The following is a 25,464-nucleotide window of genomic DNA, read 5'->3' as shown; positions in this document are numbered from 1 at the left end:
ATGAAAGACGACCGCCATAGCCGTTTTCGCGATGCCCATTCCGATCGGGATCAGGCTGAACATGTGCCCTCGACCCCGCAAAGCGATTCTCCGGCGTATCGGCTGGCCTTTGCGGATGAGGATTTTCTGTGCCGCGATGAGCTGCGTCCGGTCCGGCTGCAACTGGAGCTGCTGAAGCCACAGATGTTGTTGGACGAGCGCGGCATTGAAAGCACGATCGTGATGTTTGGTGGTGCGCGTATTCCCGATCCGGTGAAAAAGGATCAGGCGCGGACCCAGACGCTGGCGGATCTGTCCGAATTTTATGACGAGGCGCGCGAGTTCGCCAAGTTGATGACCGAGAAATCGATTGAAACTGGCGGACGCGAGAACGTCATTGTGACTGGGGGCGGTCCCGGTGTGATGGAGGCTGGTAATCGTGGGGCGTTGGATGCTGGAGGCGCATCCATTGGATTGAGCATTGTGCTGCCGCATGAACAGGCGCCGAATGAATTTGTGACGCCTGACCTGAGCTTCAACTTTCACTATTTTGCCATCCGCAAGATGCATTTCCTGATGCGGGCGCGGGCGATCTGTGTGTTCCCCGGTGGCTTTGGCACCATGGACGAGCTGTTTGAAAGCCTGACGCTGATCCAGACCGGCCGTATGGAACGGGTGCCGTTCCTGCTGTTTGGCAAGGAGTTCTGGGAAAAGGTGATCAATTGGGACGCGCTGGCGGATGCTGGCACAATTTCGGATCAGGATCTGGATCTGTTCCGCTTTGTTGATACTGCGCAAGAGGCGATGGAGCTCATTGATAACTGGGAGCCCGCACCGCCGCGCGACAATCTTCCCGGGCGGGAGAAATAATCCGCCCCAAATCTATTCTGCAATCAAAGGTCTGTGTTGGTATCAGGCCATGTCTGCTGGCAGAACACCCAGTTCAACACCTTGGGTCAAGCTGGTCAGCACCTGTGCGCCGCTCACATCTTTGATTGCATAGCCATAGCCTTTGAGGCGGAATTTCCACTCACGTGCGCTCAGTGCTTTTGCTTTTTCGTCACGTACTAGGGCCAGTACGCCGTCTTCGATCATGCTGCCGCCGATATCTGCCTGTGCCATTTTCAGTTCTCCTATTTTTGATTGTTCTCAGGTTGGAAACTGATTGTTCAGAGTGGCGGAAATTTACCGGAATTGAGGAAAGTTTGAGGCAAATAAGGCGGGCCGCCTTGAGTGTGAAGGAAGTGTTTAAGATGGCAGAGCGCTATCGCTCCGCACTCATCTTGCAAAACTGAGGGGATCGCCCGACCTTGGGGAGGTGCAAAGCGCCTTCCCGGGGGAAAGGTCAGGCGCTGCCCGGCGTTGCCGCCGGGCGAAACAAGGGTGAAAACCTGTTCAGCAATTAAGAGAGTGCTTAGTTCTAGGACGAAATCCCAGCCTCGGCCTCAATCTGCTTGCGGCTTTTACGGGAGCGTTCGGTGGCCGACTTCAATTGACCACAGGCCGCCATGATGTCTTCGCCACGGGGGCGACGAATGGGCGAGGCATAGCCGGCATCGTGGATGATGTCGGCAAAGGTGTGGATGCGGTTGTTCGAGCTACGCTTGTATGGCGCACCGGGCCATTCGTTGAACGGGATCAGGTTGATCTTGGCCGGGATGCCTTTGATCAGCTTGACCAGACGGTGCGCATCTTCTTTGCTGTCGTTCACACGATCCAGCATCACATACTCAAAAGTGATGCGTTCGGAATTTGACAGACGCGGGTAAGCGCGCAGCGCCTCGAGTAGGGCCTCAATGTTCCACTTTTTGTTGATCGGCACCAGCTTGTCGCGCACCTCGTCGGTGGTGGCGTGGAACGACACCGCCAACAGGCAGCCGATCTCATCCGCCGTGCGAATGATCTCGGGAACGATACCAGAGGTGGACAGGGTGATGCGGCGACGGCTGAGCTGGATACCTTCTGGATCCATTGCGATCTTCATCGCGTCACGGACGTTTTCAAAGTTGTACAGCGGTTCGCCCATACCCATCAGGACGATGTTCGACAGCAGCCGGGTACGATCATCTGACCGTGTGCCGGGCACAGGCCATTCGTCCAGATCGTCGCGTGCCATCATCACTTGGCCGATGATTTCTGCCGAGGTCAGGTTGCGCACCAGTTTCTGGGTGCCGGTGTGGCAGAACGAACAAGTCAGGGTGCAGCCAACCTGAGAGGAGATGCAGAGAGTGCCGCGGTCGGTTTCGGGGATATAGACCACCTCTACCTCGTGACCGCCGGCGATACGCACCAGATACTTGCGGGTGCCGTCTTCGGATACCTGCTTGGTAATCATCTCGGGGATTTCGATGACGCAGTGTTCGGCAAGATCTGCCCGCAGCGCCTTGGACAGGTTAGTCATGTCGGCAAAGTCGCGTTTGCCCCACTGGTAGATCCACTGCCAGATCTGACCAACCCGCATCTTGGCCTGCTTTTCTTTGGTGCCCAGCTGGATCAACGTCTCTCGCAGTTGTTCACGAGTCTGGCCGACAAGATTGATCTTACCGCCCTCGGGCAGCTTGCGGGGAATGGTAACTACGTCTTGGGTGATCGGTGCGTCGACGGTCATGGCAGGGACTCGGTGCTATTAGGGCAGATGCGGCTCTATATAGGAGTTTGCGCCAAGATCAAAAGATTTCGGGCGATATCGTTACCATCGCGCCGATTTGAGAACGCGAGAGTGAAACCGGCTTTGTAGAAAAAACAAAGTTCCGGAACCTTGCGATGCCGGAACTTATCAATGTCATGTTCAGTGGTTTACTTGGTGCAGCGCTTGTCGGCGTCTTCGATAGCTGCGGTAAAGCCCAGCAGAGAGAAGGTGTCTTGCGTTTGGGTGCCGCGGGCTGATCGGGCGGTCAAAATCGCTTTTGCTCCACGCTTCATCGCGGTGATGATTTTGGTGTCGTCAGCTGCGGTTGCAGGCCAGGCCCACTCGCCTTCGGTGAACAGTTCAAATTCGGACTCGCCGACTTTCATGTTTACTGTGGATCCCGGAGCAAATGGATAGCCACCGGTAAAGGTCAGCTGGCCATTGGCACCGCCGTCAGGACGGAAGAAAACAAACAGCTGAATTTCGCTGCGACGTACGGCGACAACGCGGCCATCGCGCGTGTTGACCGACTCTTTTGGGGCGGAAACGCCCCAGCATTCAACGGGGTCATTCCCCTGAAAAACACTCCAGTCCACGTTGGCGGCAACGCGGTTGGTGCTTTGGGATTGTTGTGCATATGCAGTAGTGGCGGCCATGCCTGCTAGGCACAGGCTTATAACTGCATGGGCAAATTTCGATGCCATTTGTCCCGACTCCAAGACTGTCATAACCTCAATAACGCCAGGGTGCCTGCAGTGTTAGCCACTGTCTAGGTCTGTGTCCCTCGCATGTTGACACAAGCATACTAACGTCATTAGCACCACTGGTGAAAGTGCGATTGGCAGGAAATCGCCAAGAAAAAGGTCTAATATCATGACAAAACCGGTTCCGATGGCCGAAATCTGGCGCGGCCAGTTACTTGAGAGCCTTCACCTAGGGCATGCTGTTGTCTGTGACGACAGTGGTCAGGTGGTCCGCAGTTGGGGTGATCCCGATGCGGTGATCTACCCGCGTAGCTCGGCCAAGATGATCCAGGCGTTGCCTCTGATCACATCTGGTGCAGCTGAAAAGTTTGGCCTGACAAGTGGGCAGCTAGCCTTGGCCTGTGCCTCGCATAATGGTGCCGAGATCCACACAAGCCGGGTGAACGCGTGGCTGTCGCAACTGGGTTTGACCGACAGTGATTTTCGCTGTGGCCCGCAATTGCCCAGCGATATCCCGGCACGTAACGGGTTGATCAAGACAGACACCAGCCCATGCCAGGTTCACAATAACTGCTCCGGTAAACACGCCGGTTTCCTGACCTTAGCGCAGCATATGGGGGCTGGTCCTGAGTATGTTGAGGTCGACCACCCGGTGCAGCAGGCCTGCCTGTCCGCGTTTGAGGAAACCACAGGGCAGGATAGCCCTTGTTACGGTATCGATGGCTGTTCAGCGCCGAACTTTGCTACCACGGTAACGGGTCTGGCCCGTTCGATGGCTTGGTTTGCTTCGGCGGCAGATCGGTCTGACCGTTCTTCCGGAGCGGCCCTGCAATTGGTTGCCGCAATGACCTCGCACCCTGATCTGGTGGCCGGTGAAACCCGTGCTTGTACCAATCTGATGCGTGCCATGGGAGGCAAGGTCGCGATTAAGACTGGGGCTGAGGCGGTGTTCATTGCCATCATTCCAGAAAAGCGTTTGGGCGTTGCATTGAAGATCACCGATGGTGCGACCCGTGCCAGTGAATGCGCGATTGCGGCAATCCTGGTGTCATTGGGGGTCTTGGATGCCAACCACCCGGAAACACTGAAGTATATGAACACGCCTATCCTGAGCCGACGTGGCATCGAAGCCGGTGTTGTGCGGCCAGCGGCTGAGCTGTTGTTTTAATTCTGTTTGGCCCGGCCGATAGGCCGGGCCGCGCCTGACCTTGGGAAAGGCGCGGCTTGTGCAGTTTGTGGCGAACTACATTTCCAGTATTTCAGCCACTTCGACTGAACCGCTGGCTTCGGTCACCATCGGGCAGCCCTTGGCCATTTCTGTGGCCGCTGCGATATCGGCAGCTTCGACAACAGTATACCCAGACAGCGGGTTAGAACCGCCATCGTCGGCAATGCCATCCGCGCTCACTGTTTTGGACATCCCCACAGGGGCACCCGGAACGATCAGGGCGTCACCCATCGACCCCATCCAGCTTTTCCAGGCATCCATGACCTTGGCGCCTTCTTCGGGTGTGTCGGGTTTCTTGCCGCCGTGGTAGGCGAAAATGAATTGAGCCATGTCGAAGTTCCTTTGCTGAATTGGGTTTAGAAAAAGTACTTTGTCGTTAGGTGATATTTGCTGCCAACTTGCGCAGCGACGAGGTCCAGCCCTGTTCATGGCGGGCGCTGATGTCGTCGTCACCCAGCTCGCGGTGATCAATGACCAGTCGTGCGCCAGAATCATTGGCAACCACGGTAAAGGTCACATGGCTTTCACTATCGCGCTGATCGTTTTCATCATGCCAACCCCATGTGAAACCAACGGATGTTGGCGCGTCCACGTGGGTCACATGACCTGAGACCTTGAACTGCTGGCCTTCGCCGTTTCGCATGATCGAAAACCATGGACCTGTGCGGCTGAAATCTAGTTCGTGCACAGGCACATCCATGCCTTCGGGCCCCCACCATTTCAGCAATTTTTCCGGTGTACTAATCCACTTAAACAATCGATCTGGGGTGACTGAAAAGTCGCGTTCCAACCTTAGGTCGGTCATGTATCGTCCTCCATCATCGCAGCTTCGAGCCGGTCCAGACTGCTTTCCCAGAACTCGCGCTTTGATTTGGTCCATGTTGCAATTAGTTGCAGTCCCTCGGGGCGGGCGGAATACAGCCGCTTTGTACCCTCGGCACGTTGCTGGATCAGGCCAGCCTCGCGCAGGACTTTTAAATGCCGTGAAATGGCTGGTGCTGTGATGCCCGAGCCACGTACCAGATCGCCTGCCGGCAATTCGCCGTGGTCCATCAGCTGTTCCACAATCGACATACGGGTTTCATCAGACAGTGCTGAAAATGATTTTAATAGCGGTGTCATAGATTGATGATTAACCTAATTGTTAATTAGTGCAAGCGTTAAAAATGAGGGCACCCGACAAAATGGGTGCCCTCGAGGATCAGATCATATCCCACAGCAGTTTTAGCGCCAGCGAGACCGAGGTAACCACCAGCAGTGGCTTGATGATCCGCGCGCCTTTGTTCTGCGCAACTTTGGCACCCAGGGCTGCACCGCCGATTTGGGCAATGCCCATAGCAATGCCAGTAAACCACCAAGGGGTCGCGACCAGTGAAAAGGCCAGCAGGGCGCCGGCATTAGAAGCAAAGTTCAACAGCTTGGTGTGCGCGGTCGCCTTTAGAATGCCGTAGCCAGCCATCGTCACAAAGGCGAGCATGTAGAAGCTGCCAGCACCCGGCCCCAACAGCCCGTCATAGGCGCCGCACAGGGGGACCATCGTTGCCGCAAAGACTAGCGGTGTCATGCGGCGGTGGCGGTCAAGATCGCCAAGGCCCTTTTTGGTGGCAAAGAATACCGCGATCCCGATCAGCAGGAATGGCAGGATCATTCTGATCCACCCAGTTGGCAAAACCGTGACCAGCAAGGCACCAGCGATAGAGGCCGCAAAGGCGATTAGGGCTGATGGAGCCTGCTCTCGCAGGTTAACGTGACCGCCACGTGCATAGGCAAGGGCAGCGGTTCCGGCACCGAACAGCCCCTGAATTTTGTTGGTTGCCAGTGCCGTAATCGGGTTTGCTCCGGTCAAGAGCAATATCGGCACTGTTATTAGTCCACCACCGCCGGCGACGGCGTCCATGAACCCGGCGACAAATCCCGCTGCCAGCAATAGCAGCAGGGTCTCAAAACCCACTTCGAGCATAGTCTTTAACCTTTGAATTCGTCGTGGCTGTAGCCCTGCACATACAGCAGGGCAGTCAGGTCGCCGTGGTTGATGCGGATGTCACATTCGGCCGCGACCGATGGTTTGGCGTGCAGGGCAACACCGGCCCCGGCGCGTTTCAGCATACCCAGATCATTGGCTCCGTCGCCTACTGCCATGACGTCGGTTTCGGAAATGCCCAGCTTGGCGGTGATCTGTTCCAGTGCCTCGACTTTGGCCTCGCGACCCAGAATCGGAAGCGATGGCTTCCCGGTCAGCTTGCCGTCCTCGACCAGCAGGGTATTGGCGCGGTTTTCGTCAAAACCCAGTTCCGCCGCGACCTTGGCTGTAAAGGCTGTGAATCCGCCCGAAACCAGCGCGGCATAGGCGCCGTCAGCTTTCATCGTTGCCAGCAGGGCAGGGCCACCGGGCATCAGAGTGATGCGTTCGTCCAGCACCTTGGCAATGACGGCTTCGGGCAGGTCTTTGAGCAGGCCGACCCGTTCGGTCAGGGCGCCGTTGAAATCCAGCTCGCCATTCATAGCGCGGGCGGTGATGTTTTTGACCCGCGCGCCGACGCCGGCCTCTTCGGCCAATTCGTCAATGCATTCCTGCTGGATCATGGTGCTGTCCATGTCGGCCAGCAGCATCTTCTTGCGGCGACCCTCGGCCAGTTGGATGACCAGATCAATGCCCATGTTTTGCAAGTCGGCCCAGACCTCCCACTGGTTGTCGGGCAAGGTGTCCAGTGGGAACTCGGCTGCCTCATCCGGGGAGAGCCACGCTGCATCTCCGCCGCCCCATGCATTGCGCAGTGAATCGACAAGTGCCGGATCCAGAGAGGGATTGGTTGGGTTGCAAAGTAGGGTAACGAAATACATTCGTGGGCTCCGTTTGGTATCGGCAGTTGAGTGTCTATTACCGGGAGAGGGCGCGGGGAACCAGCCCAAGACTGGTGGTGGGTCGTGAGAGACTGAGGGCAGTGCCTGACCGAGGTGGGTGTGAAAGCACCCGCCGTGGGGGCGGGCGGGTGCTGCCCGACGTTCCGCCGGGCGATGAACTCAGGTATTTGAGTTAGAGGTCGCCCCGTTCCGACATCATCACCGCGATGAAGCGGGTGTTTGGGATCTCGGCCAAGATGATCATTACCATTGCCGTCAACGGCACCGCGAGAATCGCACCCATCATTCCCCACAGCGCGGTCCAGATCGCTAGTGACAGCAGCACGGTGAAAGGGCTGAGGTTGACCGAGCGGCCAAGGAATTTGGGTTCGATGTAATAACCAACGGCAATCTGCGGGATCATCAATGTGACCAGTGCGACTGCGGCGTGGCCGAACGATGCAAACTGGATCAGGCTGACCGTGACCGGAAATACCACCGCAATGACCGAGCCAATATAGGGAATGTAGTTCAGCAGCCCGATGATAATGGCCCAGAATGCCGGGTGGCTAATCCCCAGCATGATCAGAATGGCGTAAGATACAAACGCCAAGATGATATTGACCAGCGTCTTGGCGGCCAGATAGCTGCCGATCTTCTCGTTGATCTGGCGCGCGATTTCCAAGGTATGGGTGGCTTGCTCGGGGTTGCCCATTGCCCGTTGGGTTTTGTTTGGCAGGCTATCCAGTTCGGCTAGGATGAAAACAGCATATAATGCGGCGGCTACAATAACGGACCCGCCGTTTGAGATTGTCGCAACAGCGGCCGGCATCAGCGTCGTGGCATCAAGCAAATCGAGAATGCGTTCGCCAAAGTTGGCCCATTGAGGGGTTTCTTTCACGCCAAGAAAGTCGAGAAACCGCAGCTGTAGCGCATCAAAGTTTTCGGTGTATTGGGGCAGGGCGGCGGAAATTGAGGCGGCATTGGTCGTGATGAACGAGGCCAACAGCAAGAAGGCGGCCGTTATGGCCAGCAGGACTAACAATCGACGCCAAATGCGAGGCAACCGGCCAATCACCGGGATGCTTACCATGGCATCGGCTGCCGTAGTCAGGATGTAGACTGCGATGATTCCAACCAAAACGGGCAGCATGATGGATTGCCCAACGATCAGCAGCCAGCCAACCATGATCATCAGCGCGACCGAATAGGTCACCATTGCCAGTCTGCTCATCTATCAACACCTGATTCCAAATCTTAAGCGCTAGTAAATACACAGCGGGGTCTGTGGGCAATGTGTCGCGGAAAGTTTCCGATCGTAGTCATTGCCTGTCGCAATTGCGCGATAAATCGACGTTATCGTCACGTTTCCCCATTGCGTGCCGCGTTGCGGCACTTTAATTCCGGCGGTGGGACACCCTTCCCCAACGAAGGGCATTTATCTGTAAGGATAGCATCAATGGCTACTCAGCAACCGGCTACGCGGCCGGCCAATCCGCGTTTTTCTTCGGGCCCCTGTGCCAAACCCCCTACATTCGAATTGTCCAAACTGGCCGATGCCCCATTGGGTCGCAGCCACCGCGCAGCTGTTGGCAAAGCCAAGCTGAAGGATGCCATCGAAGGCACCCGCGAGATTTTGGGCATCCCCGCTGATTACCGTATCGGTATCGTCCCTGCGTCGGACACCGGTGCTGTTGAAATGGCCCTGTGGTCGCTGCTGGGTGAGCGCAAGGTTGAGATGCTCGCCTGGGAAAGTTTTGGTGCCGGCTGGATCACCGATGTAGTCAAGCAGCTGAAGATCGAGGCTGAGGCCAAGACAGCAGACTATGGTCAGATCGTCGATCTGGCATCGGTCGATTTTGCCAATGATGTTGTCTTTACCTGGAACGGCACCACCTCGGGTGTGCGGGTTCCTAACGGTGACTGGATTGCCGATAACCGCGATGGTCTGACCATCTGTGATGCGACATCCGCAGCATTTGCGATGGATCTGCCTTGGGACAAACTGGATGTGACCACATTCAGCTGGCAGAAGGTTCTGGGTGGCGAAGCGGCCCACGGTGTGATCGTGCTGAGCCCACGCGCTGTTGAGCGTCTGGAGAGCTACACCCCGGCATGGCCGCTGCCCAAGATTTTCCGCCTGACCAAAGGTGGCAAGCTGATCGAAGGTATCTTTACTGGTGCGACCATCAACACCCCATCGATGCTGGCGGTTGAGGACTACCTGTTCGCACTGGACTGGGCGCGTTCGGTTGGTGGCCTGAAAGGCATGATTGCGCGGGCTGATGCTAATGCGCAGGCTGTGTTTGATTTCTGCGCTGCCAACGACTGGATCGCCAATCTGGCCGAGGATGACGCGACACGGTCGAACACATCCGTGTGTCTGAAGTTCACCGATGATCGTATTCAGGATGGTGCTGCCTTTGCCAAGGCTGTCGCCAAACGCCTGGAAGTCGAAGATATCGCGCTGGATATCGGTGCGTATCGCGATGCGCCTGCTGGTCTGCGGATCTGGTGTGGTGGCACGGTCGAAACCTCAGGCATTCAGGCGATGCTGCCTTGGTTGGCTTGGGCGTTCGAAGCCGAAATCGCAGCCCAAAAAACTTAATTGTCTTGCCCGGCCGATAGGTCGGGCAGCGCCCAACCGCCCCCACGGGCGGGCGCTTTGCACCCTCCCTCGGTCGTTCGCTGCCCTAGCCGCATTTCCGACCCCCGATAAAAGGACCCAAAACCATGGCTCCCAAAGTACTCGTATCCGACAAACTCTCTGAGACCGCAGTTCAGATCTTCCGTGATCGCGGCATCGACGTTGATTTCATGCCTGACCTGGGCAAAGACAAAGACAAACTGGCGGAAGTGATTGGCCAATACGATGGTCTGGCAATTCGCTCTGCCACCCGCGTCACGCCAACCATTCTAGAAGCAGCGACCAACCTGAAAGTGATCGCACGTGCTGGTATCGGCACCGACAACATCGACAAAGAAGCCGCGTCGAAAAAGGGCGTGATCGTGATGAACACGCCGTTTGGCAACATGATCACCACCGCCGAGCACGCCATTGCGATGATGTTCGCCGTGGCGCGTCAGATCCCCGAGGCGAGCGCCTCGACTCATGACGGCAAATGGGAAAAGTCCAAGTTCATGGGCACCGAGCTGACCAACAAGACACTGGGTGTCATTGGTGCTGGTAACATTGGTGGTATCGTCTGTGACCGCGCGCATGGTTTGAAAATGAAGGTTGTCGCCTATGACCCGTATCTGGGCCAAGAAAAGGCCGACCAGATGGGCGTTGAAAAGGTTGAATTGGACGAGCTTCTGGCCCGCGCTGACTTTATCACTCTGCACGTTCCGCTGACCGACCAGACCCGCAACGTGTTGTCGCGTGAAAACTTGGAGAAGACCAAGAAAGGTGTTCGCATCATCAACTGTGCCCGTGGTGGTTTGGTTGACGAAGAAGCCCTGGCTGAGCTGCTGAAATCCGGTCACGTTGCCGGTGCTGCATTCGATGTGTTTGCCGAAGAACCAGCCAAGGAAAACGCTCTGTTTAACCTGCCCAACGTAGTCTGCACCCCGCACCTGGGCGCGGCAACTACCGAAGCACAGGAAAACGTTGCCCTGCAAGTGGCCGAGCAGATGTCGAACTATCTGCTGACTGGTGCTGTTGAAAACGCGCTGAACATGCCGTCGGTTACTGCCGAAGAAGCCAAGATCATGGGGCCATGGATCCACCTGGCCGACCACCTGGGCAGCTTTACTGGTCAGATGACAGACGAGCCGATCAAGGCGATCAACATCCTGTATGATGGTGTTGCATCCGAAATGAATCTGGCGGCGCTGAACTGTGCGGTTGTGGCGGGCATCATGAAACGTGCCAACCCAGACGTGAACATGGTCTCAGCTCCGGTTGTGGCCAAGGAACGCGGCGTTCAGATCTCGACCACCAATCAAGACAAGTCCGGCTCGTTCGATGGCTACATCAAAGTGACCGTTGTCACTGACAAGCGTGAGCGTTCGGTTGCGGGAACTGTGTTCAGCGACGGCAAGCCTCGGTTCATCCAGATCAAGGGTATCAACATCGATGCCGAAGTTGGTTCGCACATGCTGTACACCACCAACGAAGATGTGCCGGGCATCATCGGTACTCTGGGTCAGACCATGGGTGAGCACGGCGTCAACATCGCTAACTTTACCTTGGGCCGCGCAGAGGCTGGTGGTGAGGCGATCGCGCTTCTGTATGTGGATGGTGAGGTTCCTGCAGAGGCCCGCGCTAAACTGGCTGAGACAGGGCACTTTACCCAGATCAAACCGCTGGAGTTTGATGTCGCTTAAGCATTTAGGTTGATCGAAAGAACTTTAGGGAACTGCCGTAGCGGCGGTTCCCTTTTTTTGTGGCCGTGGGCCTTGTAGTTCCCTCGATGTCCTGTTGCTATGACACCAATTGCAAAACGCATTGGCGCTAAGAACAGGTGATAGATATGTATTCGAAAATGTCGGATGATAGTGAAAAGCAGGACGATGCTCCGGCAGCGGGCAAGGTTGACGCTCTGTTTTTCAAAAGCCGTAATGTGATTGTCACAGGTGAGATCAACGACAAGCTGGCGCAGAAAACCGTCGCACACCTGCTTGCCTTGGCCGAAGAGAGTGACGATCCAATCAATATGTTCATCTCGTCGCCCGGTGGTCACGTTGAAAGTGGCGATATGGTGCATGACGTTATCCGGTTTATTAAACCCAAGGTCCGCACCATTGGCACTGGTTGGGTGGCGAGTGCAGGCGCACTGATCTACGTCGGCGCGAAGAAAGAGAACCGCTATTGCCTGCCAAACACCCGTTTCCTGTTGCACCAACCTTCCGGTGGGATTGGCGGTCAGGCGACTGACATGATGATTCAGGCCGAACAGATCCGCATTATGCGTGAGCGTTTTGACGTCTTGTTCGCCGAGGCAACAGGTCAGACTGCTGAAAAGATCGCAGCTGATACCGCTCGAGATTTCTGGCTGACAGCACCCGAAGCGATTGAGTATGGGCTAGCGGGCAAGATCATCCAGAGTGCCGACGAACTGGGTTGATCAATACCTCTGGGGTTAGGTTCGTCGCGACGACGTCGCAACAATCACTGCAAACACCAGCATGGATGCGAGTGATAGAACCGACCCCAGCTTGGCCAGTGTCTCGCCGCGTTCGGTGATGGCCATGACAATGCCGGGGGCCACTACAACCAAACCGCTGATGGCCAACGCGGCGTGAACCTTGGCCATCACGGTTTGGGCGGCCGTTGGGATTAAATGATAGTAGATAGCAAAGATCGACATGCTGACCCACCCCAACAGGTTTAGATGAGCATGAGCAGGCGAAAGTGTGTGATCGCCTGTAGCGGACATCTGAATACCCCAGACCATTCCGAGTAGTACCGATGTAACCCCGGCAAGCATGAACAGTTGCGATAGTCCTTTCATGGGTCTCTCCTGATTTTCTGCCACATGCAGTTTGTGAGGTGAGGTATCGCGATGTCAGTGGCTGTCGACTTAAAACCGTTGTCTGTTCGTATTTACGGACCAATTATGCTGGTCATTTTTGCCTTCTAATGTGGTTGGGGCACAACCAAACCTTATAAAATCAGGACTAGATTTTTAGCTTTCTTGATTCGTATCCTTGGTTGGCTGCGCAAGACATGCTCGGGTGCCAAAAGCGTCTACATTATTAAGGTCGGGCTAATTTGGCTGCTCAACGGAGAGATTCGTGTCGCCATTTTGCAATAATGGCCGAATAACGTACTTTTCCGCAAATTATATAACTATCTAAAGTATAGGTGTGCTATCCTTTAGCGTGGCTGGAGGTCTTTTTAAAGAGTTATCTGGTATGCACCTACTTGTGAAAACAATGGGATTTCGTGCCCTCCAGCCACTGCTATTCTGCCGCTAAATTCTGGTGACGGTTAAGTGGTCCAATCCAGCACCACCTTGCCGCTTTGCCCGGATTTCATCGCTGCGAAGCCTTGTTCAAACTCGTCCACAGCGAACCGGTGAGTGATCACCTTGCTCACATCTAGCCCGTTTTGCAGCATGGCAATCATCTTGTACCAAGTCTCAAAGATCTCACGTCCATAGACGCCTTTGATGGTGATTGCCTTGAATACGATGCGACTCCAATCAACAGGTGATTTACCCGGAGGAATGCCGAGCAGGGCGATGTGGCCGCCCATCACCAAGGCTTCGACCATCTGATCCATCGCGGCTTGGTTGCCGGACATTTCTAGCCCAACATCAAACCCTTGGGTCATGCCCAGTTCGGCAATGACATCGTTGAGGTCTTCCTTGGCGACATTTACCGGACGGACGTTTGCGACCTTTTCAGCCAGCGCCAATCGGTCGGGGTTCACGTCGGTGATCGCTACATGACGCGCGCCTACATGCCGTGCCACCGCAGCGGCCATGATACCAATGGGGCCAGCGCCGGTGATCAGCACGTCCTCTCCCACCAGATCAAAACTCAGCGCGGTGTGGACGGCATTGCCAAGCGGGTCCAGAATGGCGCCGATGTCGTCTGACACCTCATCAGGCAGCGGCACCACGTTGAACGCAGGCAGGCGCAGGTACTGGGCAAAGGCCCCCTGTTCATTCACGCCGATGCCACGGGTTTCCGGGTCCAGGTGGAACTTGCCAGCGCGGGACTGACGTGAGTGGTGGCCGATCAGGTGGCCTTCACCACTGCACCGCTGGCCAATTTGCAGATCGGTGACATTGCGGCCCAGTTCGACAATCTCACCGGCGAATTCATGACCGGTGATCAGCGGCGTGGGTACGGTCTTTCCTGCCCATTCATCCCAGTTCCAGATATGCACATCGGTGCCGCAGATGCCGGTTTTGTTGATCTTGATCAGCACATCGTCGGGGCCGATTTCCGGCACCGGCGCGCGGGTCATCCAAAGCCCTTCCTTGGGATGGGTCTTTTCCAGCGCCTTCATGGTGTTTGGCTTGCTCATTTGATGATCCCCAAATCCTTGCCCACCTTACCGAACGCCGCTAGCGCACCTTCCAGTTCCTCGCGTGTCAGCGCCGCGTTCATTTGGGTGCGGATACGGGCCTGGCCGCGTGGCACCACAGGGAAGAAGAAGCCAGACACATAGACGCCTTCGTCAAACAGCCGGGTGGCCATGTCCTGCGCCAGCTGAGCCTCGCCCAGCATGACCGGAACGATTGGGTGTTCACCCGGCAGCAGGTCAAAACCTAGCTCTTCCAAGCCGGCGCGCCAGAATTTGGTGTTCTCAAACAGCTTGGCGGGCAGCTCGGCGCCTTCTTCAACCAGCCGGATGGCCTCTAGGCCAGCAGCAACAATAGATGGCGGCAGCGAATTGGAGAACAAATAGGGCCGCGCCCGCTGCCGCAGCAGGTCGATCACTGGCTGCGGCCCGGCGATATAACCGCCGATGGCTCCCCCAAGTGCTTTGCCCAATGTTCCGGTCACGATGTCCACATCGATCCCAAAGTGGTCCGGCGTACCAGCGCCGTTTGGCCCCATGAACCCGGTGGCGTGACAGTCATCGACCATCAGAATCGCATCGTATTTGTCTGCCAATGCGCGGATTTCCGGTAGTTTGGCCAGATAACCATCCATCGAGAACACACCGTCGGTGGCGATCATGATGTGGCGGGCACCGTCCTCGCGCGCCTGTTTCAGCCAGGCCTCAAGATCGTTCATGTCGCTGTTGAGATAGCGATAGCGTTTCGCCTTGCACAACCGGATGCCATCGATGATCGAGGCGTGGTTCAAGCTGTCAGAGATGATTGCATCCTCAGGCCCCAGCAGGGGTTCAAACAACCCGCCGTTGGCGTCGAAACAGGCGGCAAACAGAATGGCGTCATCTTTGTTCAGGAACTTGGCGAGACGTTGTTCCAGCTCGCGGTGAATATCCTGGGTGCCGCAGATAAAGCGGACCGAGGCCATGCCGAACCCCTTGTCATCCATCACACCGCGCGCGGCAGCGATCAGGTCGGGGTGATCGGCCAGACCCAGATAGTTGTTGGCACAGAGGTTGATGACTTGCTGTTCACCCACCGTAATTTCGCCGCCCTGAGGCGAGGTGATCATTCGCTCCCGTTTATACAATCCATCAGACTCGATCTGGTCTAGCGTGTTCGAAATGTCAGTCAGAAATGCAGTGGTCATGGGGCGAACTCCTTATCCTCGGAATCGCATCTACCATAACGGAATTGATTCCCAAATAGGAGAATTCATTATTTCGGAAAAAAATCCGTGAAACTGGAATAACTGGACTGCACCTTGATCATACGGCGCGTTGCGGCAAGGGTTGTTTCATTCTTCAAGGACAATCCATATGACCCAAGACACCGCGTTGACCCGTTTTCAACAGGACCTTTCAGCCGCAACAACAGCCGAGCAAGCCTATGGTTCGTTGGATGTGCTGACCCAAGAACTGATAGGGGTAAAACTGTTTACCGTGACAGCGATCGACATGGAGGCAGAGCTTGCGCGGCGCGCCTATACCAGCGATCCGCAAAGCTATCCGGTATCGGGCACCAAGCCGATTGTTCGCAACAGCTGGTTTGCCATCGTGCATGACCAACAGGAGTGCTTTGTTGCCAACAAGCTGGAGGAGTTTTCCGCGCTGTATCCCGACTATGAATTGATCGATTCACTGGGCTGCCAGGCGGCGATGAATCTGCCCATAGTGATTGGCGGAACGCTGGTTGCGACGGTGAACTTGCTGGATGCCGAAGGGCAATACACCGAGGAACGGGTGCAGATCGCCAAGGAGCATTTGTTGTTGGCCTCGGTGGCTGCGTTTTGTGTAGCACAGCGGTTTACTGGCTAGGCCTGCGCCCGGTGAAACACCGGGCGGCGCCCGACTTTCCCAGATGGGCGTTGTCATTTTGAACAAAAGCAAACAATTGAGGCCCTCGATCATAGATTGACATGATAATGGAGGCGGAACATAACGGGAACAGAACCACATCACACAAACCAAAGGGCAGTCACATGCAAGAGAAAGCCACCACTTCCCACGATTTCGATTTTGAAGTTGGCGAATGGCGGGTGCACCATCGTCGTCTAAAAGAGCGGTTATCTGGATGTACCGATTGGGAAGAGTTCAACGGCAGTTCGGAAACCCGCTTGGTGCTTGGTGGCAATGGCAACGTAGAAGACAACGTGCTTGATTTTCCAAGCGGTGCTTATCGCGCAATGGCTATCCGCGCCTTTGATGTATCTAGTCAGACTTGGGCTATTTGGTGGCTTTCCGCGAATGACCCTCACCAGTTAGATGTACCTGTTATTGGCAAGTTTGAAGACGGCGTTGGATCATTCTTTGCCGAGGACTTGCATAACGGGCAGCCGGTTACCGTAAGATTTCTGTGGCTGCGAACCGATACAGAGTCGCCGAGATGGGAGCAGGCGATGTCATGTGATGGTGGCGCAACCTGGGAAACAAACTGGACTATGGAATTTGAGCGCGCTTAACGGCGTTGAATAACAAACCATAAGACTGCTCAGTTGCACTCAGGCATTCTTCACAATCAAAAACACGCGCGCTGGGCCATTTGGTGCGGTGATCGAATGGTCCACGTCTGCGGCATAGCGAGCGGTGTCGCCGGCCCTTAGTTGGTTGCGGGCGTTGCCGGATGTGACGGTGATGTCGCCCTCTAGCGCAGTGAGCTGTTCCAGAGTGCCGCGGGTGTGCGGTTGGCTGATCAGCGCGCCGCCTTTGTCGAACCGGATATCATAAACCTCGTGTCCGCCTGCCTCTTCCGGCGGCGACAGGATGCGGATGCGGCAGCCGTGGCCCATGTTTTCGATCTTGGGCACGTCGTCAGACCGCAAAATGTCGATTCTGTCTTGGGTATCTTTGGCGTCCAGCAGGCCGGCGAAATCCACCTGCAGGGCGCGGGTCAGGTTCCACAGGGTGGCAATGGTGGGCGAGCTTTCACCGCGTTCAATTTGGCTGACCATCGAGCGGGACACGCCCGATAGATTTGCCACGGCCTCAAGGCTTAGGCCTTGTGCACGGCGCGCCTCTTTCAGGCGAGAGGGGAGCAGTGTCAGGATATCGTCTGTATTTTCCGTCATAGCGGAGTCCTGCGCGCTGAGATTGGTTTTGTCAATGACGGGACGTTTGGGCAGACAGAGGGATGCTGCACCTGCATAGTGGCCGAGAACATGAGATGGGAGAGAGATCATGACTGATATCGTCATTCTGGACGGCGCACGGACAGCCATTGGTGGCTTTGGTGGGTCATTGGCGAACACAGCGCCGATTGATTTGGCCACCACGGTCAGCAAGGCCGCGATGGAGCGGTCAGGCGTGGCGCCGGAGCAGATTGGGAGTGTGGTGTTCGGCCATGTGATCAACACTGAACCGCGCGATATGTATCTGAGCCGGGTTGCGGCGATGCAGGCGGGTGTGCCCAATGGAACGCCGGCGATGAACGTGAACCGGCTGTGCGGATCTGGTGTGCAAGCGGTTGTTTCTGCGATGCAAAGCCTGATGCTGGGTGACGCTGAGTTCGCCTTGGCCGGTGGTGCCGAGAACATGTCACGCAGCCCGTTCATCATGCAGCAGCAGCGCTGGGGTGCCAAGATGGGCGATGTGAAGTCGCTCGACATGATGCTGGGCGCGCTGAACTGTCCGTTTGGCACTGGTCATATGGGCGTCACGGCGGAAAATGTTGCGGATGAACATGATATCACCCGCGAGCAGATGGATGAATTTGCCCTGCTCAGCCAGACTCGTGCTTCAGCTGCGATTGAGGCCGGGCATTTCGCCAGCCAGATCACACCGGTTGAAGTGAAGGTGAAACGGGACATGGTGCCGTTTGAGGTGGACGAACACCCCACATCCAGCAGCCTGGAAAAACTGGCTGGGTTGCGGGCGGTATTCCAGAAAGATGGACGCGTAACTGCAGGTAACGCCAGCGGAATTAACGATGGAGCTGCGGCGATGGTTCTTGCTACTGCTGATGCTGCCGAGGCCGCGGGGCTGAAACCCAAGGCGCGAATTCTGGGCTATGCGCATGCGGGTGTACGCCCCGAAGTGATGGGAATTGGGCCAGTGCCTGCAGTGCAGAATCTGCTGGCTAAGACTGGTCTGTCGGCCGCGGATTTTGATGTGATTGAAAGCAACGAAGCCTTTGCCTCACAGGCTTTGGCGGTGAGCAAAGAGCTGGGTCTGGATCCGGCCAAGGTGAACCCTAATGGCGGTGCAATTGCGTTGGGCCATCCGGTAGGGGCAACCGGGGCGATCATCACATTGAAGGCGCTGTATGAGCTGGAGCGGATCGGTGGATCCAAGGCTTTGATTACTATGTGTATTGGCGGCGGTCAGGGTATTGCACTGGCGATTGAGCGGCTTTGATCTGAGAGCGGGGAGGGGGCTGTCTGCCCCCTCTTGGCCAAGGCCAATTCACCCCCGAGGATATTTATGGCCAGATGAAGCTTGCGCGAGATCAGACGATATAGCTGATGGCTGCGAACAGGCCTGCGCCGAGGATTGCGCCTGTGAGGGCGGGAGCAAGCCATGAGGTGTTTGGCCCTGCTTGATCGCCGACAGGTTTGGATTGCGCGATCAGGGCGGATTCGACCAGGGCCGGTAGGCGGGGGCCGAAGCGGGCCATGACTTGGGCGGTGGATAGCAGGTCCTTGACCACTGCGCGGGGGCCGATGGATTTTTTGATATAGTCGGCAACCACCGGATGCGCGGTTTCCCAGATGTTGATATGGGGATCCAGCGAGCGGGCGACGCCTTCGACCACCACCATGGTGCGTTGCAGCAGAATCAGCTCGGTGCGGGTTTCCATGCCGAAACGCTCGGTTACCTCGAACAGATAGTTGAGTAGGCGGCCCATGGAGATATGGCTGGCGTCCATGCCAAAGATCGGCTCGCCCACGGCGCGCAGGGCGCGGGCAAATTCATCCACGTCTTGGTGGGCGGGGACATAACCGGCCTCAAAATGGACCTCGGCGACGCGTTTGTAGTCGCGGCTGATGAAGCCAAACAGGATTTCGGCGTAGACCCGGCGGGTGTATTCATCAATGTGGCCCATGATGCCAAAGTCATAGGCGATGATGTCACCATTGGCGGCGACCTTCAGGTTGCCCTGATGCATGTCGGCGTGAAAGTAGCCGTCGCGCAGGGCGTGGCGCAGGAATAGGCTGAGCACGCGGTTGCCGAGCACGCGGCGATCATGGCCTGCGGCGTCGAGCGCGGCGTTGTCACCCAGTGCGGTGCCGTCGGCCCAGTCCAGCGTCATCACGCGGCGGGCGGAATAATTCCACTGGATCGAGGGCAGCTGGAAACCTTCGTCCTTTTCCGTGTTGGCGGCAAATTCCGAGGCGGAGGCGCTTTCCAACCGCAGGTCAAGCTCGGCCTGCACAACGCCATCAAAATGTCCGATCACGTCCATTGGTTTCAAGCGACGGGCGCTAGGGGCGAACAGATCGACGATGCGGGCGGCAAAGTAGAAGGCGTCGACGTCCTTGTTAAAGGCGCGCTCAATTCCGGGGCGCAGAACTTTGACTGCGACCTCTTTTCCGGTTTCAGCCAAACGGGCGCGGTGGACCTGTGCGATCGAAGCGGCGGCGATGGGCTCGCTGAATTCAGAGAAGATCTCGTCCAATGGGCGGCCCAACTCGCGCTCGACCTCGGCCATGGCTTCGGCCCGTGAAAACGGCGGCAGTTTGTCCTGAAGGACGCGCAGAGTTTGCGCCAAATCTTCGCCCACCAGATCGGGGCGGGTTGAGAGCATTTGACCAAACTTGATATAGGCAGGCCCCAGCGCGGTGAGCGCGCGGGTTAGGGGCGGCATATCGGGGTCGCCCTTGTAGCCAAGCCACTTGAAGGGCCAACCAAGGGTGTGGGCCAGAATGCGTAGGGCCTTGGGGGCCTCGAATGCGTCCAGAACCACGCTCATGGCGCCGGTGCGTTCCAGTGTGGCGCCTGTTCGGATCAGGCGGATGATGTTGTGAGGGCCGCGCATCAGTTAGATTTTCCATCCAGAGTGAAGGGCAGCGATTCCTAAGCTTAAGTTGCGGTACTTGGCGTTTTCAAATCCGGCTTTGCGCACCATGCTTAGGAAAGTGTCCTGATCGGGGAAGTTACGGATCGATTCGACCAGATACTGGTAGCTGTCATAATCGTCTGCGATCAGTTGCCCCATGCGCGGAATCACGTTGAAGGAATAAAGGTCATAGGCCTTTTGCAAGGCCGGGTTGGGCAATTGGCTGAATTCCAGCACCATAAGGCGGCCACCGGGTTTTAGTACGCGGTAGGCTTCGTTCAGGGCCTCTTGCGGGCGGGTGACGTTCCGGATGCCGAAGGAGATGGTATAGACATCAAAAGTGTTGTCCTTGAACGGCAGGGCCATGGCATCGCCAGTGACCCAGTCCAGACTGTCGGACATCTGGTCGGCCTCGGCACGGGTGCGCCCAGCCTCTAGCATCGGTGTCGTGATATCTAGAACGGTTGCGTGGCCGTGGCCTGCGCGTTTCAGGAAGCGGTAAGAGATGTCACCGGTGCCGCCAGCTACATCCAACAGTCGTTGACCGGGGCGCGGGGCGAGCCAATCCATCATCGCGTCTTTCCACACTCGGTGGATACCGACGCTCATCACATCGTTCATGATGTCGTACTTGGACGCAACCGAGTTAAAGACGCCCTGCACGCGGCCGACTTTTTCGTCTTCGCGGACGGTTTCGAACCCAAAGTGGGTGGTGTTCTGCGATGTGTCTGACATGGGACTGCCGTTTTTGAAATTTCGACCCTGTTATAAGGTGCTGACAGGGAGGTACAATGCGGCCGTTTGGTTTGGGAGCAAAGAGATGCCGGAATTACCCGAGGTTGAAACCGTAATGCGTGGGCTTGCACCCGCGATGGAGGGGGCGGTGATCGCAAATGCGCAGGTCAACCGGCCGGATCTGCGTTGGCCGTTTCCAGAGCGGATGGCCGAGCGGTTGACCGGGGCGCGGGTGAATGCGCTGCGGCGGCGGTCAAAGTATATTCTGGCAGAACTGGATAGCGGTGAGTCCCTTCTGGTTCACCTTGGCATGTCGGGACGGATGACGGTATCGGGCGATCCGCTGGGGCAGTTTGTACACGATCACCCGGCAAAGCAGAAACATGACCATGTGGTGTTCGACATGGATAATGGCGCGCGCATTACATTTAATGACCCGCGTCGGTTTGGGGCGATGGACTTGTTGGACACGGCGACGGCGGATCAGCACAAGTTGCTGTCGGTTTTGGGGCCGGAACCGCTTGGGAATGACTTTCAAGAGGACTACCTGATTCAGGCTTTTGAGGGGCGGAATACGCCGGTGAAGTCGGCGTTGCTGGATCAGGGAATCATCGCAGGGTTGGGTAATATCTACGTCTGCGAGGTATTGTTTCGATCAAAGGTGTCGCCACGTCGCAAAGCCGGACAAATTTCTGCGAGCCGAGTTGCGGGTCTTGTTCCGGTTGTCCGGCAGGTTCTGGCCGACGCAATTGACGCAGGGGGATCTTCGTTGAAAGATTTTAGGCAAGCCGATGGAAATCTTGGATATTTTCAGCATAGCTTTGATGTGTATGGCCGTGAGGGTGAACCCTGCAAAGGGGCCAGTTGTAGCGGTATAATAGGTCGAATCACTCAGTCCGGACGCTCAACCTTCTATTGTGGCAAGTGCCAAAGATAGCTTGAACGAGATATCCTGCGTGGTAAGGAATCGTTCCTAACGGAATTATGAAAGTTCAAAGTATGGCTTATGAGACGATCAACGTCGAAGTGCAGGATCACGTTTCGCTTATCAAACTGAACCGGCCTGATGCGTTGAACGCGCTCAACAGCGTTTTGCTGCAGGAATTGAGCAAGGCCCTGGAAGAGGCCGACGCCAACGACAAGGTTCGTTGCATCGTTCTTACCGGGTCTGAGAAGGCCTTTGCTGCGGGCGCTGACATCAAAGAGATGTCAGAGATGAGCTTTGTTGATGTGTTTAGCACCAACCTATTTGCCGAGATCAACGACCGGTTCGATTCTGTTCGCAAGCCGGTTATCGCTGCGGTGAGTGGTTATGCGCTGGGCGGTGGATGCGAGATCGCAATGATGTGCGATTTCATCATTGCGTCTGAAACGGCGAAGTTCGGTCAGCCGGAGATTAACTTGGGCGTTATAGCCGGGATGGGTGGCAGTCAGCGACTGACTCGGTTTGTTGGTAAGTCGAAATCCATGGACATGAACCTGACGGGTCGCTTCATGGGAGCTGAAGAAGCTGAACGTGCGGGTTTGGTTTCGCGCGTGGTGCCGGCCAAGAAGCTAATCGATGAAGCAATGGGCGCAGCGCAGAAAATTGCTGAGAAGTCATCGCTGTCTGCAGCCGCAGTCAAAGAAGCAGTGAACCGCAGTTACGAGCTGCCGCTGAGCGAAGGCATGTTGTTTGAACGCCGGGTGTTCCACTCGATGTTTGCGACTGAAGACCAGAAAGAGGGCATGGCTGCATTTCTTGAAAAGCGTGAAGCTCAGTTCCGCGACAAGTAAGCGAGCCACATGCGAGAAACAGGAGCAGGCCCAGGTGGCCTGCTTTTTAGTTTTTGGGGCGAGCCAAGACTCACCTTGCCAAAGAGGTGAATTTTGCGTAGGTCAGCCCGGATAAATGCGCGTGCAGCCCGCTTAGGCTAGAATCACACCGGTGGATCGATCCGGGTTGGCTGACATTGCGCGTCAGAAATACAAACCCGAGAGTAAGGTCCAATACCATGGCTAATACACCACAAGCAAAAAAGCGCGCCCGTCAGAACGAGAAGCGCTTTGCTATCAACAAAGCCCGTCGTTCGCGCATCCGCACCTTCCTGCGTACTGTTGAAGAAGCTATCGAGTCGGGCGACAAAGAAGCAGCGACTGCTGCTCTGCGCGCTGCTCAGCCAGAACTGATGCGTGGCGTCACCAAAGGCGTTTACCACAAGAACACTGCGTCGCGTAAAGTTTCGCGTCTGTCTGCACGTGTTAAATCGCTGGGCTGATTCTCTGAATTCTGGCCCTGCTGCCAACAATTACTAAACGTCAAAGGCGCTGCAATTTGCAGCGCCTTTGCTTTTTTGTCACGCTCTTAGATCTGCCAATAGGCCAAGAGAGATTCTTTATCCACAATCACCGAGTCAACATCATAGTTTCATTGATGGAGGCGGCTCTATGTTGTTACCAATAGTCCAGCGATTCATTCGCTGGGGGGACTAGGCTGCTCGCGAATTTCCTGATGGGCATCGGGAATTCTTTCGTGACTTTAGTTCAGATGCGCAGTGTGTTTTGGCTGCGCTGATTGAATGCAACTGCCCCGGGTTTTCCCGGGTAGCAGCCCTGTCGCATTGTGTGTGCGTAATGTTAACTAAATTCATGTTGTTGCATGGATGCTTTTTGCTTTGCGAGTGTCAAAGAAACAGTTCCGGAGGGAACGGCCTAGTTCAGTTTAACTCTGGCCTATGCATGGGACGGTTGTGTTGTTTTGACATTGGTAAACAGATTTGGGCGAGTGTGGGCTTGGTAAGGCTATTAATTCGGGACGTATGAGGCGCGTAATGACACAAGATAAATGGAGCCAACTGAGGCAGCGGTTGCTCAAAACGGTCGGGCAAAATAATTATACTACGTGGATTGAACCACTAGAATTCGATGAGTTGGAGAAAGGGGTGGCGATATTCCACGTCCCAACCAATTTCATGGGAAATTACGTTAGTCAGAACTTTGCAGATTTGATTCTGCATGAATTCAACCTGTCCGGAGAATCGGTTCAGCGTTTGTCATTCAAAGTTGCTGCAAATTCTCCGGTCCGTCCGGCGCGTGCTCCAGAGCGTGAAGAAGAACCCTTTGTGGAGCTAAACACTGAACCGGCTGAACTGGTCGATTCGTCGCCGCGCTCAGCTGGTGCAACCAGTGCGGCTGCGGATAAAATGGAAACGTTGCAAGCTGCGCCGCTTGATCCACGGTTCACATTCGACAGCTTTGTGGTTGGTAAGCCCAACGAGTTGGCCCACGCAGCAGCCCGTCGGGTCGCTGAAGGCGGCCCAGTCACGTTTAATCCGCTGGTCCTTTATGGTGGTGTTGGACTGGGTAAGACACACCTGATGCATGCGATCGCCTGGGAACTGACCGCCCGGAAGCCTGATCTGAATGTGCTGTATCTGTCAGCAGAGCAGTTCATGTATCGGTTCGTTCAGGCCTTGCGCGAACGCCGGATGATGGATTTCAAACATCTGTTCCGCTCTGTCGACGTGCTGATGGTGGATGACGTGCAGTTCATCGCCGGCAAAGGCTCGACTCAGGAAGAGTTCTTTCACACCTTCAACGCGCTGGTGGATCAGAACAAACAGATCATCATCTCGGCCGACCGTGCGCCAGGCGAAATCAAGGATCTGGAAGATCGCGTGAAGTCGCGTCTGCAGTGCGGTCTGGTGGTTGATCTGCACCCAACAGACTATGAACTGCGTCTGGGCATCCTGCAAACCAAGGTGCGTCAGTATGGGGCCACCTATCCGGGTCTTCAGATTGCTGACGGTGTTCTGGAATTCCTGGCTCACCGCATTTCGACCAATGTGCGTGTGCTGGAAGGGGCTTTGACTCGTCTGTTCGCATTTGCATCGCTGGTTGGGCGTGAGATTGATATGGATCTGACGCAGGATTGTCTGGCTGACGTTCTGCGCGCATCTGAGCGGAAGATCACGGTTGAGGAAATTCAGCGTAAAGTGTCCGACTACTACAATATCCGTATGTCTGACATCATTGGTCCGAAACGGTTGCGGTCGTTTGCACGTCCGCGTCAGGTGGCGATGTACCTGTCCAAGCAGCTGACCAGCCGCTCGCTGCCAGAAATTGGCCGCCGGTTCGGTGGCCGTGACCACACGACAGTGATGCATGGTGTCAAACGTATCGAAGAGTTGAAGCAAACTGATGGTCAGATTGCTGAAGACGTCGAAATGCTGCGCCGCGCACTGGAAGCGTAAATTGCGTTGATTTGACGGCCCCGGAGATCTCCGGGGCCGTTTTTTTAGGCCGTAACGCAACGATTAGGCTGCAATGCACCATCATCGGCGTTGCGCCCCTTGACGG

General features: G+C 56.0%; 27 protein-coding genes. 12 read left to right on the top strand and 15 right to left on the bottom strand.

All coding sequences use genetic code 11. The features are described 5' to 3' along the window. Window positions 1–849: an LOG family protein gene (locus DL239_RS05455; protein WP_167682983.1), complete on the top strand. Its 849-nt coding sequence runs from the start codon at window positions 1–3 to the stop codon at window positions 847–849. A gap of 42 nt (window positions 850–891) precedes the next feature. Here DL239_RS05455 and DL239_RS05450 read toward each other — a convergent pair whose 3' ends face one another. From DL239_RS05450 to DL239_RS05440, 3 genes are all read right to left on the bottom strand, one after another. Next, complete coding sequence (locus DL239_RS05450) at window positions 892–1,101, bottom strand: hypothetical protein (RefSeq protein WP_167682982.1); 210 nt, start codon at window positions 1,099–1,101, stop codon at window positions 892–894. Between the two features lie 298 nt (window positions 1,102–1,399). Further along, on the bottom strand, window positions 1,400–2,587 hold the full coding sequence (gene rlmN, locus DL239_RS05445) for a dual-specificity RNA methyltransferase RlmN (protein ID WP_167682981.1): 1,188 nt from the start codon (window positions 2,585–2,587) through the stop codon (window positions 1,400–1,402). A 188-nt stretch (window positions 2,588–2,775) separates the two neighbouring features. Continuing rightward, window positions 2,776–3,312: an invasion associated locus B family protein gene (locus tag DL239_RS05440; protein ID WP_167682980.1), complete on the bottom strand. Its 537-nt coding sequence runs from the start codon at window positions 3,310–3,312 to the stop codon at window positions 2,776–2,778. A 169-nt stretch (window positions 3,313–3,481) separates the two neighbouring features. Here DL239_RS05440 and DL239_RS05435 point away from each other — a divergent pair, with 169 nt between their 5' ends. Beyond that, complete coding sequence (locus tag DL239_RS05435) at window positions 3,482–4,480, top strand: asparaginase (RefSeq protein ID WP_167682979.1); 999 nt, start codon at window positions 3,482–3,484, stop codon at window positions 4,478–4,480. Between the two features lie 75 nt (window positions 4,481–4,555). Here the strand turns inward: DL239_RS05435 and DL239_RS05430 are convergent, their stop codons facing one another. From DL239_RS05430 to DL239_RS05405, 6 genes are all read right to left on the bottom strand, one after another. Next, window positions 4,556–4,870, bottom strand: a complete 315-nt coding sequence (locus DL239_RS05430; RefSeq protein ID WP_167682978.1) for a YciI family protein — start codon at window positions 4,868–4,870, stop codon at window positions 4,556–4,558. Window positions 4,871–4,916: 46 nt separating this feature from the next. Further along, window positions 4,917–5,345, bottom strand: a complete 429-nt coding sequence (locus tag DL239_RS05425; protein WP_167682977.1) for an SRPBCC family protein — start codon at window positions 5,343–5,345, stop codon at window positions 4,917–4,919. Continuing rightward, window positions 5,342–5,662, bottom strand: a complete 321-nt coding sequence (locus DL239_RS05420; RefSeq protein ID WP_167682976.1) for an ArsR/SmtB family transcription factor — start codon at window positions 5,660–5,662, stop codon at window positions 5,342–5,344. The genes DL239_RS05425 and DL239_RS05420 overlap by 4 nt, the downstream gene beginning before the upstream one ends. Window positions 5,663–5,741: 79 nt before the next feature. Further along, a complete protein-coding gene (locus DL239_RS05415) occupies window positions 5,742–6,500 on the bottom strand; it encodes a TSUP family transporter (RefSeq protein ID WP_167682975.1) in 759 nt (252 codons plus the stop codon). A 5-nt stretch (window positions 6,501–6,505) separates the two neighbouring features. Then, entirely contained in the window at window positions 6,506–7,381 is an 876-nt protein-coding gene (serB, locus tag DL239_RS05410) for a phosphoserine phosphatase SerB (RefSeq protein ID WP_167682974.1), read from the bottom strand. 193 nt (window positions 7,382–7,574) lie between these two features. Beyond that, window positions 7,575–8,615: an AI-2E family transporter gene (locus DL239_RS05405; RefSeq protein ID WP_167682973.1), complete on the bottom strand. Its 1,041-nt coding sequence runs from the start codon at window positions 8,613–8,615 to the stop codon at window positions 7,575–7,577. Window positions 8,616–8,840: 225 nt separating this feature from the next. On the opposite strand from DL239_RS05405, the gene DL239_RS05400 reads away from it, so the two are divergent. The 3 genes from DL239_RS05400 (at window position 8,841) to DL239_RS05390 (ending at window position 12,450) form a co-directional block, all read left to right on the top strand. After that, entirely contained in the window at window positions 8,841–9,989 is a 1,149-nt protein-coding gene (locus tag DL239_RS05400; protein ID WP_167682972.1) for a phosphoserine transaminase, read from the top strand. A 125-nt stretch (window positions 9,990–10,114) separates the two neighbouring features. Next, on the top strand, window positions 10,115–11,710 hold the full coding sequence (serA, locus tag DL239_RS05395; RefSeq protein ID WP_167682971.1) for a phosphoglycerate dehydrogenase: 1,596 nt from the start codon (window positions 10,115–10,117) through the stop codon (window positions 11,708–11,710). Window positions 11,711–11,856: 146 nt separating this feature from the next. Then, entirely contained in the window at window positions 11,857–12,450 is a 594-nt protein-coding gene (locus DL239_RS05390; protein WP_167682970.1) for an ATP-dependent Clp protease proteolytic subunit, read from the top strand. Between the two features lie 15 nt (window positions 12,451–12,465). Here the strand turns inward: DL239_RS05390 and DL239_RS05385 are convergent, their stop codons facing one another. From DL239_RS05385 to DL239_RS05375, 3 genes are all read right to left on the bottom strand, one after another. Beyond that, window positions 12,466–12,837: a hypothetical protein gene (locus tag DL239_RS05385; protein ID WP_167682969.1), complete on the bottom strand. Its 372-nt coding sequence runs from the start codon at window positions 12,835–12,837 to the stop codon at window positions 12,466–12,468. A gap of 479 nt (window positions 12,838–13,316) precedes the next feature. Beyond that, the gene (gene tdh, locus DL239_RS05380; RefSeq protein WP_167682968.1) at window positions 13,317–14,363 is read right to left on the bottom strand and encodes an L-threonine 3-dehydrogenase; all 1,047 of its coding nucleotides are present in this window, start codon (window positions 14,361–14,363) and stop codon (window positions 13,317–13,319) included. Next, window positions 14,360–15,547, bottom strand: a complete 1,188-nt coding sequence (locus DL239_RS05375) for a glycine C-acetyltransferase (protein WP_167682967.1) — start codon at window positions 15,545–15,547, stop codon at window positions 14,360–14,362. The genes tdh and DL239_RS05375 overlap by 4 nt, the downstream gene beginning before the upstream one ends. Window positions 15,548–15,716: 169 nt before the next feature. On the opposite strand from DL239_RS05375, the gene DL239_RS05370 reads away from it, so the two are divergent. Both DL239_RS05370 and DL239_RS05365 read left to right on the top strand, forming a co-directional pair. Beyond that, the gene (locus tag DL239_RS05370) at window positions 15,717–16,214 is read left to right on the top strand and encodes a GAF domain-containing protein (protein ID WP_167682966.1); all 498 of its coding nucleotides are present in this window, start codon (window positions 15,717–15,719) and stop codon (window positions 16,212–16,214) included. Window positions 16,215–16,378: 164 nt separating this feature from the next. Continuing rightward, complete coding sequence (locus DL239_RS05365; RefSeq protein WP_167682965.1) at window positions 16,379–16,858, top strand: DUF1579 domain-containing protein; 480 nt, start codon at window positions 16,379–16,381, stop codon at window positions 16,856–16,858. A 39-nt stretch (window positions 16,859–16,897) separates the two neighbouring features. Here DL239_RS05365 and DL239_RS05360 read toward each other — a convergent pair whose 3' ends face one another. Next, entirely contained in the window at window positions 16,898–17,464 is a 567-nt protein-coding gene (locus DL239_RS05360; RefSeq protein ID WP_167682964.1) for a helix-turn-helix domain-containing protein, read from the bottom strand. 109 nt (window positions 17,465–17,573) lie between these two features. Here DL239_RS05360 and DL239_RS05355 point away from each other — a divergent pair, with 109 nt between their 5' ends. Next, window positions 17,574–18,749 (top strand): acetyl-CoA C-acyltransferase family protein, encoded by a 1,176-nt coding sequence (locus tag DL239_RS05355; protein WP_167682963.1) that lies wholly within the window; start codon window positions 17,574–17,576, stop codon window positions 18,747–18,749. 91 nt (window positions 18,750–18,840) lie between these two features. Here DL239_RS05355 and ubiB read toward each other — a convergent pair whose 3' ends face one another. Together ubiB and ubiE are read right to left on the bottom strand one after the other, a co-directional pair. Then, window positions 18,841–20,370, bottom strand: a complete 1,530-nt coding sequence (gene ubiB, locus DL239_RS05350; protein WP_167682962.1) for a 2-polyprenylphenol 6-hydroxylase — start codon at window positions 20,368–20,370, stop codon at window positions 18,841–18,843. Between the two features lie 3 nt (window positions 20,371–20,373). Then, a complete protein-coding gene (ubiE, locus tag DL239_RS05345) occupies window positions 20,374–21,126 on the bottom strand; it encodes a bifunctional demethylmenaquinone methyltransferase/2-methoxy-6-polyprenyl-1,4-benzoquinol methylase UbiE (RefSeq protein ID WP_167682961.1) in 753 nt (250 codons plus the stop codon). 85 nt (window positions 21,127–21,211) lie between these two features. Between ubiE and mutM the strand changes: the two genes are divergently transcribed. The 4 genes from mutM to dnaA all read left to right on the top strand — a co-directional run bounded on the left by mutM (window position 21,212) and on the right by dnaA (window position 25,358). Next, window positions 21,212–22,063, top strand: a complete 852-nt coding sequence (gene mutM, locus DL239_RS05340) for a bifunctional DNA-formamidopyrimidine glycosylase/DNA-(apurinic or apyrimidinic site) lyase (RefSeq protein ID WP_167682960.1) — start codon at window positions 21,212–21,214, stop codon at window positions 22,061–22,063. A gap of 62 nt (window positions 22,064–22,125) precedes the next feature. Next, window positions 22,126–22,902: an acryloyl-CoA hydratase gene (gene acuK, locus DL239_RS05335; RefSeq protein ID WP_167683055.1), complete on the top strand. Its 777-nt coding sequence runs from the start codon at window positions 22,126–22,128 to the stop codon at window positions 22,900–22,902. 218 nt (window positions 22,903–23,120) lie between these two features. Further along, window positions 23,121–23,384, top strand: a complete 264-nt coding sequence (gene rpsT, locus DL239_RS05330; RefSeq protein WP_167682959.1) for a 30S ribosomal protein S20 — start codon at window positions 23,121–23,123, stop codon at window positions 23,382–23,384. 552 nt (window positions 23,385–23,936) lie between these two features. Further along, the gene (dnaA, locus tag DL239_RS05325) at window positions 23,937–25,358 is read left to right on the top strand and encodes a chromosomal replication initiator protein DnaA (protein WP_167682958.1); all 1,422 of its coding nucleotides are present in this window, start codon (window positions 23,937–23,939) and stop codon (window positions 25,356–25,358) included. Window positions 25,359–25,464: the final 106 nt, after the last annotated feature.

Source organism: Parasedimentitalea denitrificans (assembly GCF_011813015.1).
Lineage (GTDB): Bacteria > Pseudomonadota > Alphaproteobacteria > Rhodobacterales > Rhodobacteraceae > Parasedimentitalea > Parasedimentitalea denitrificans.
This window is presented reverse-complemented; position numbering and strand designations above follow the sequence as displayed.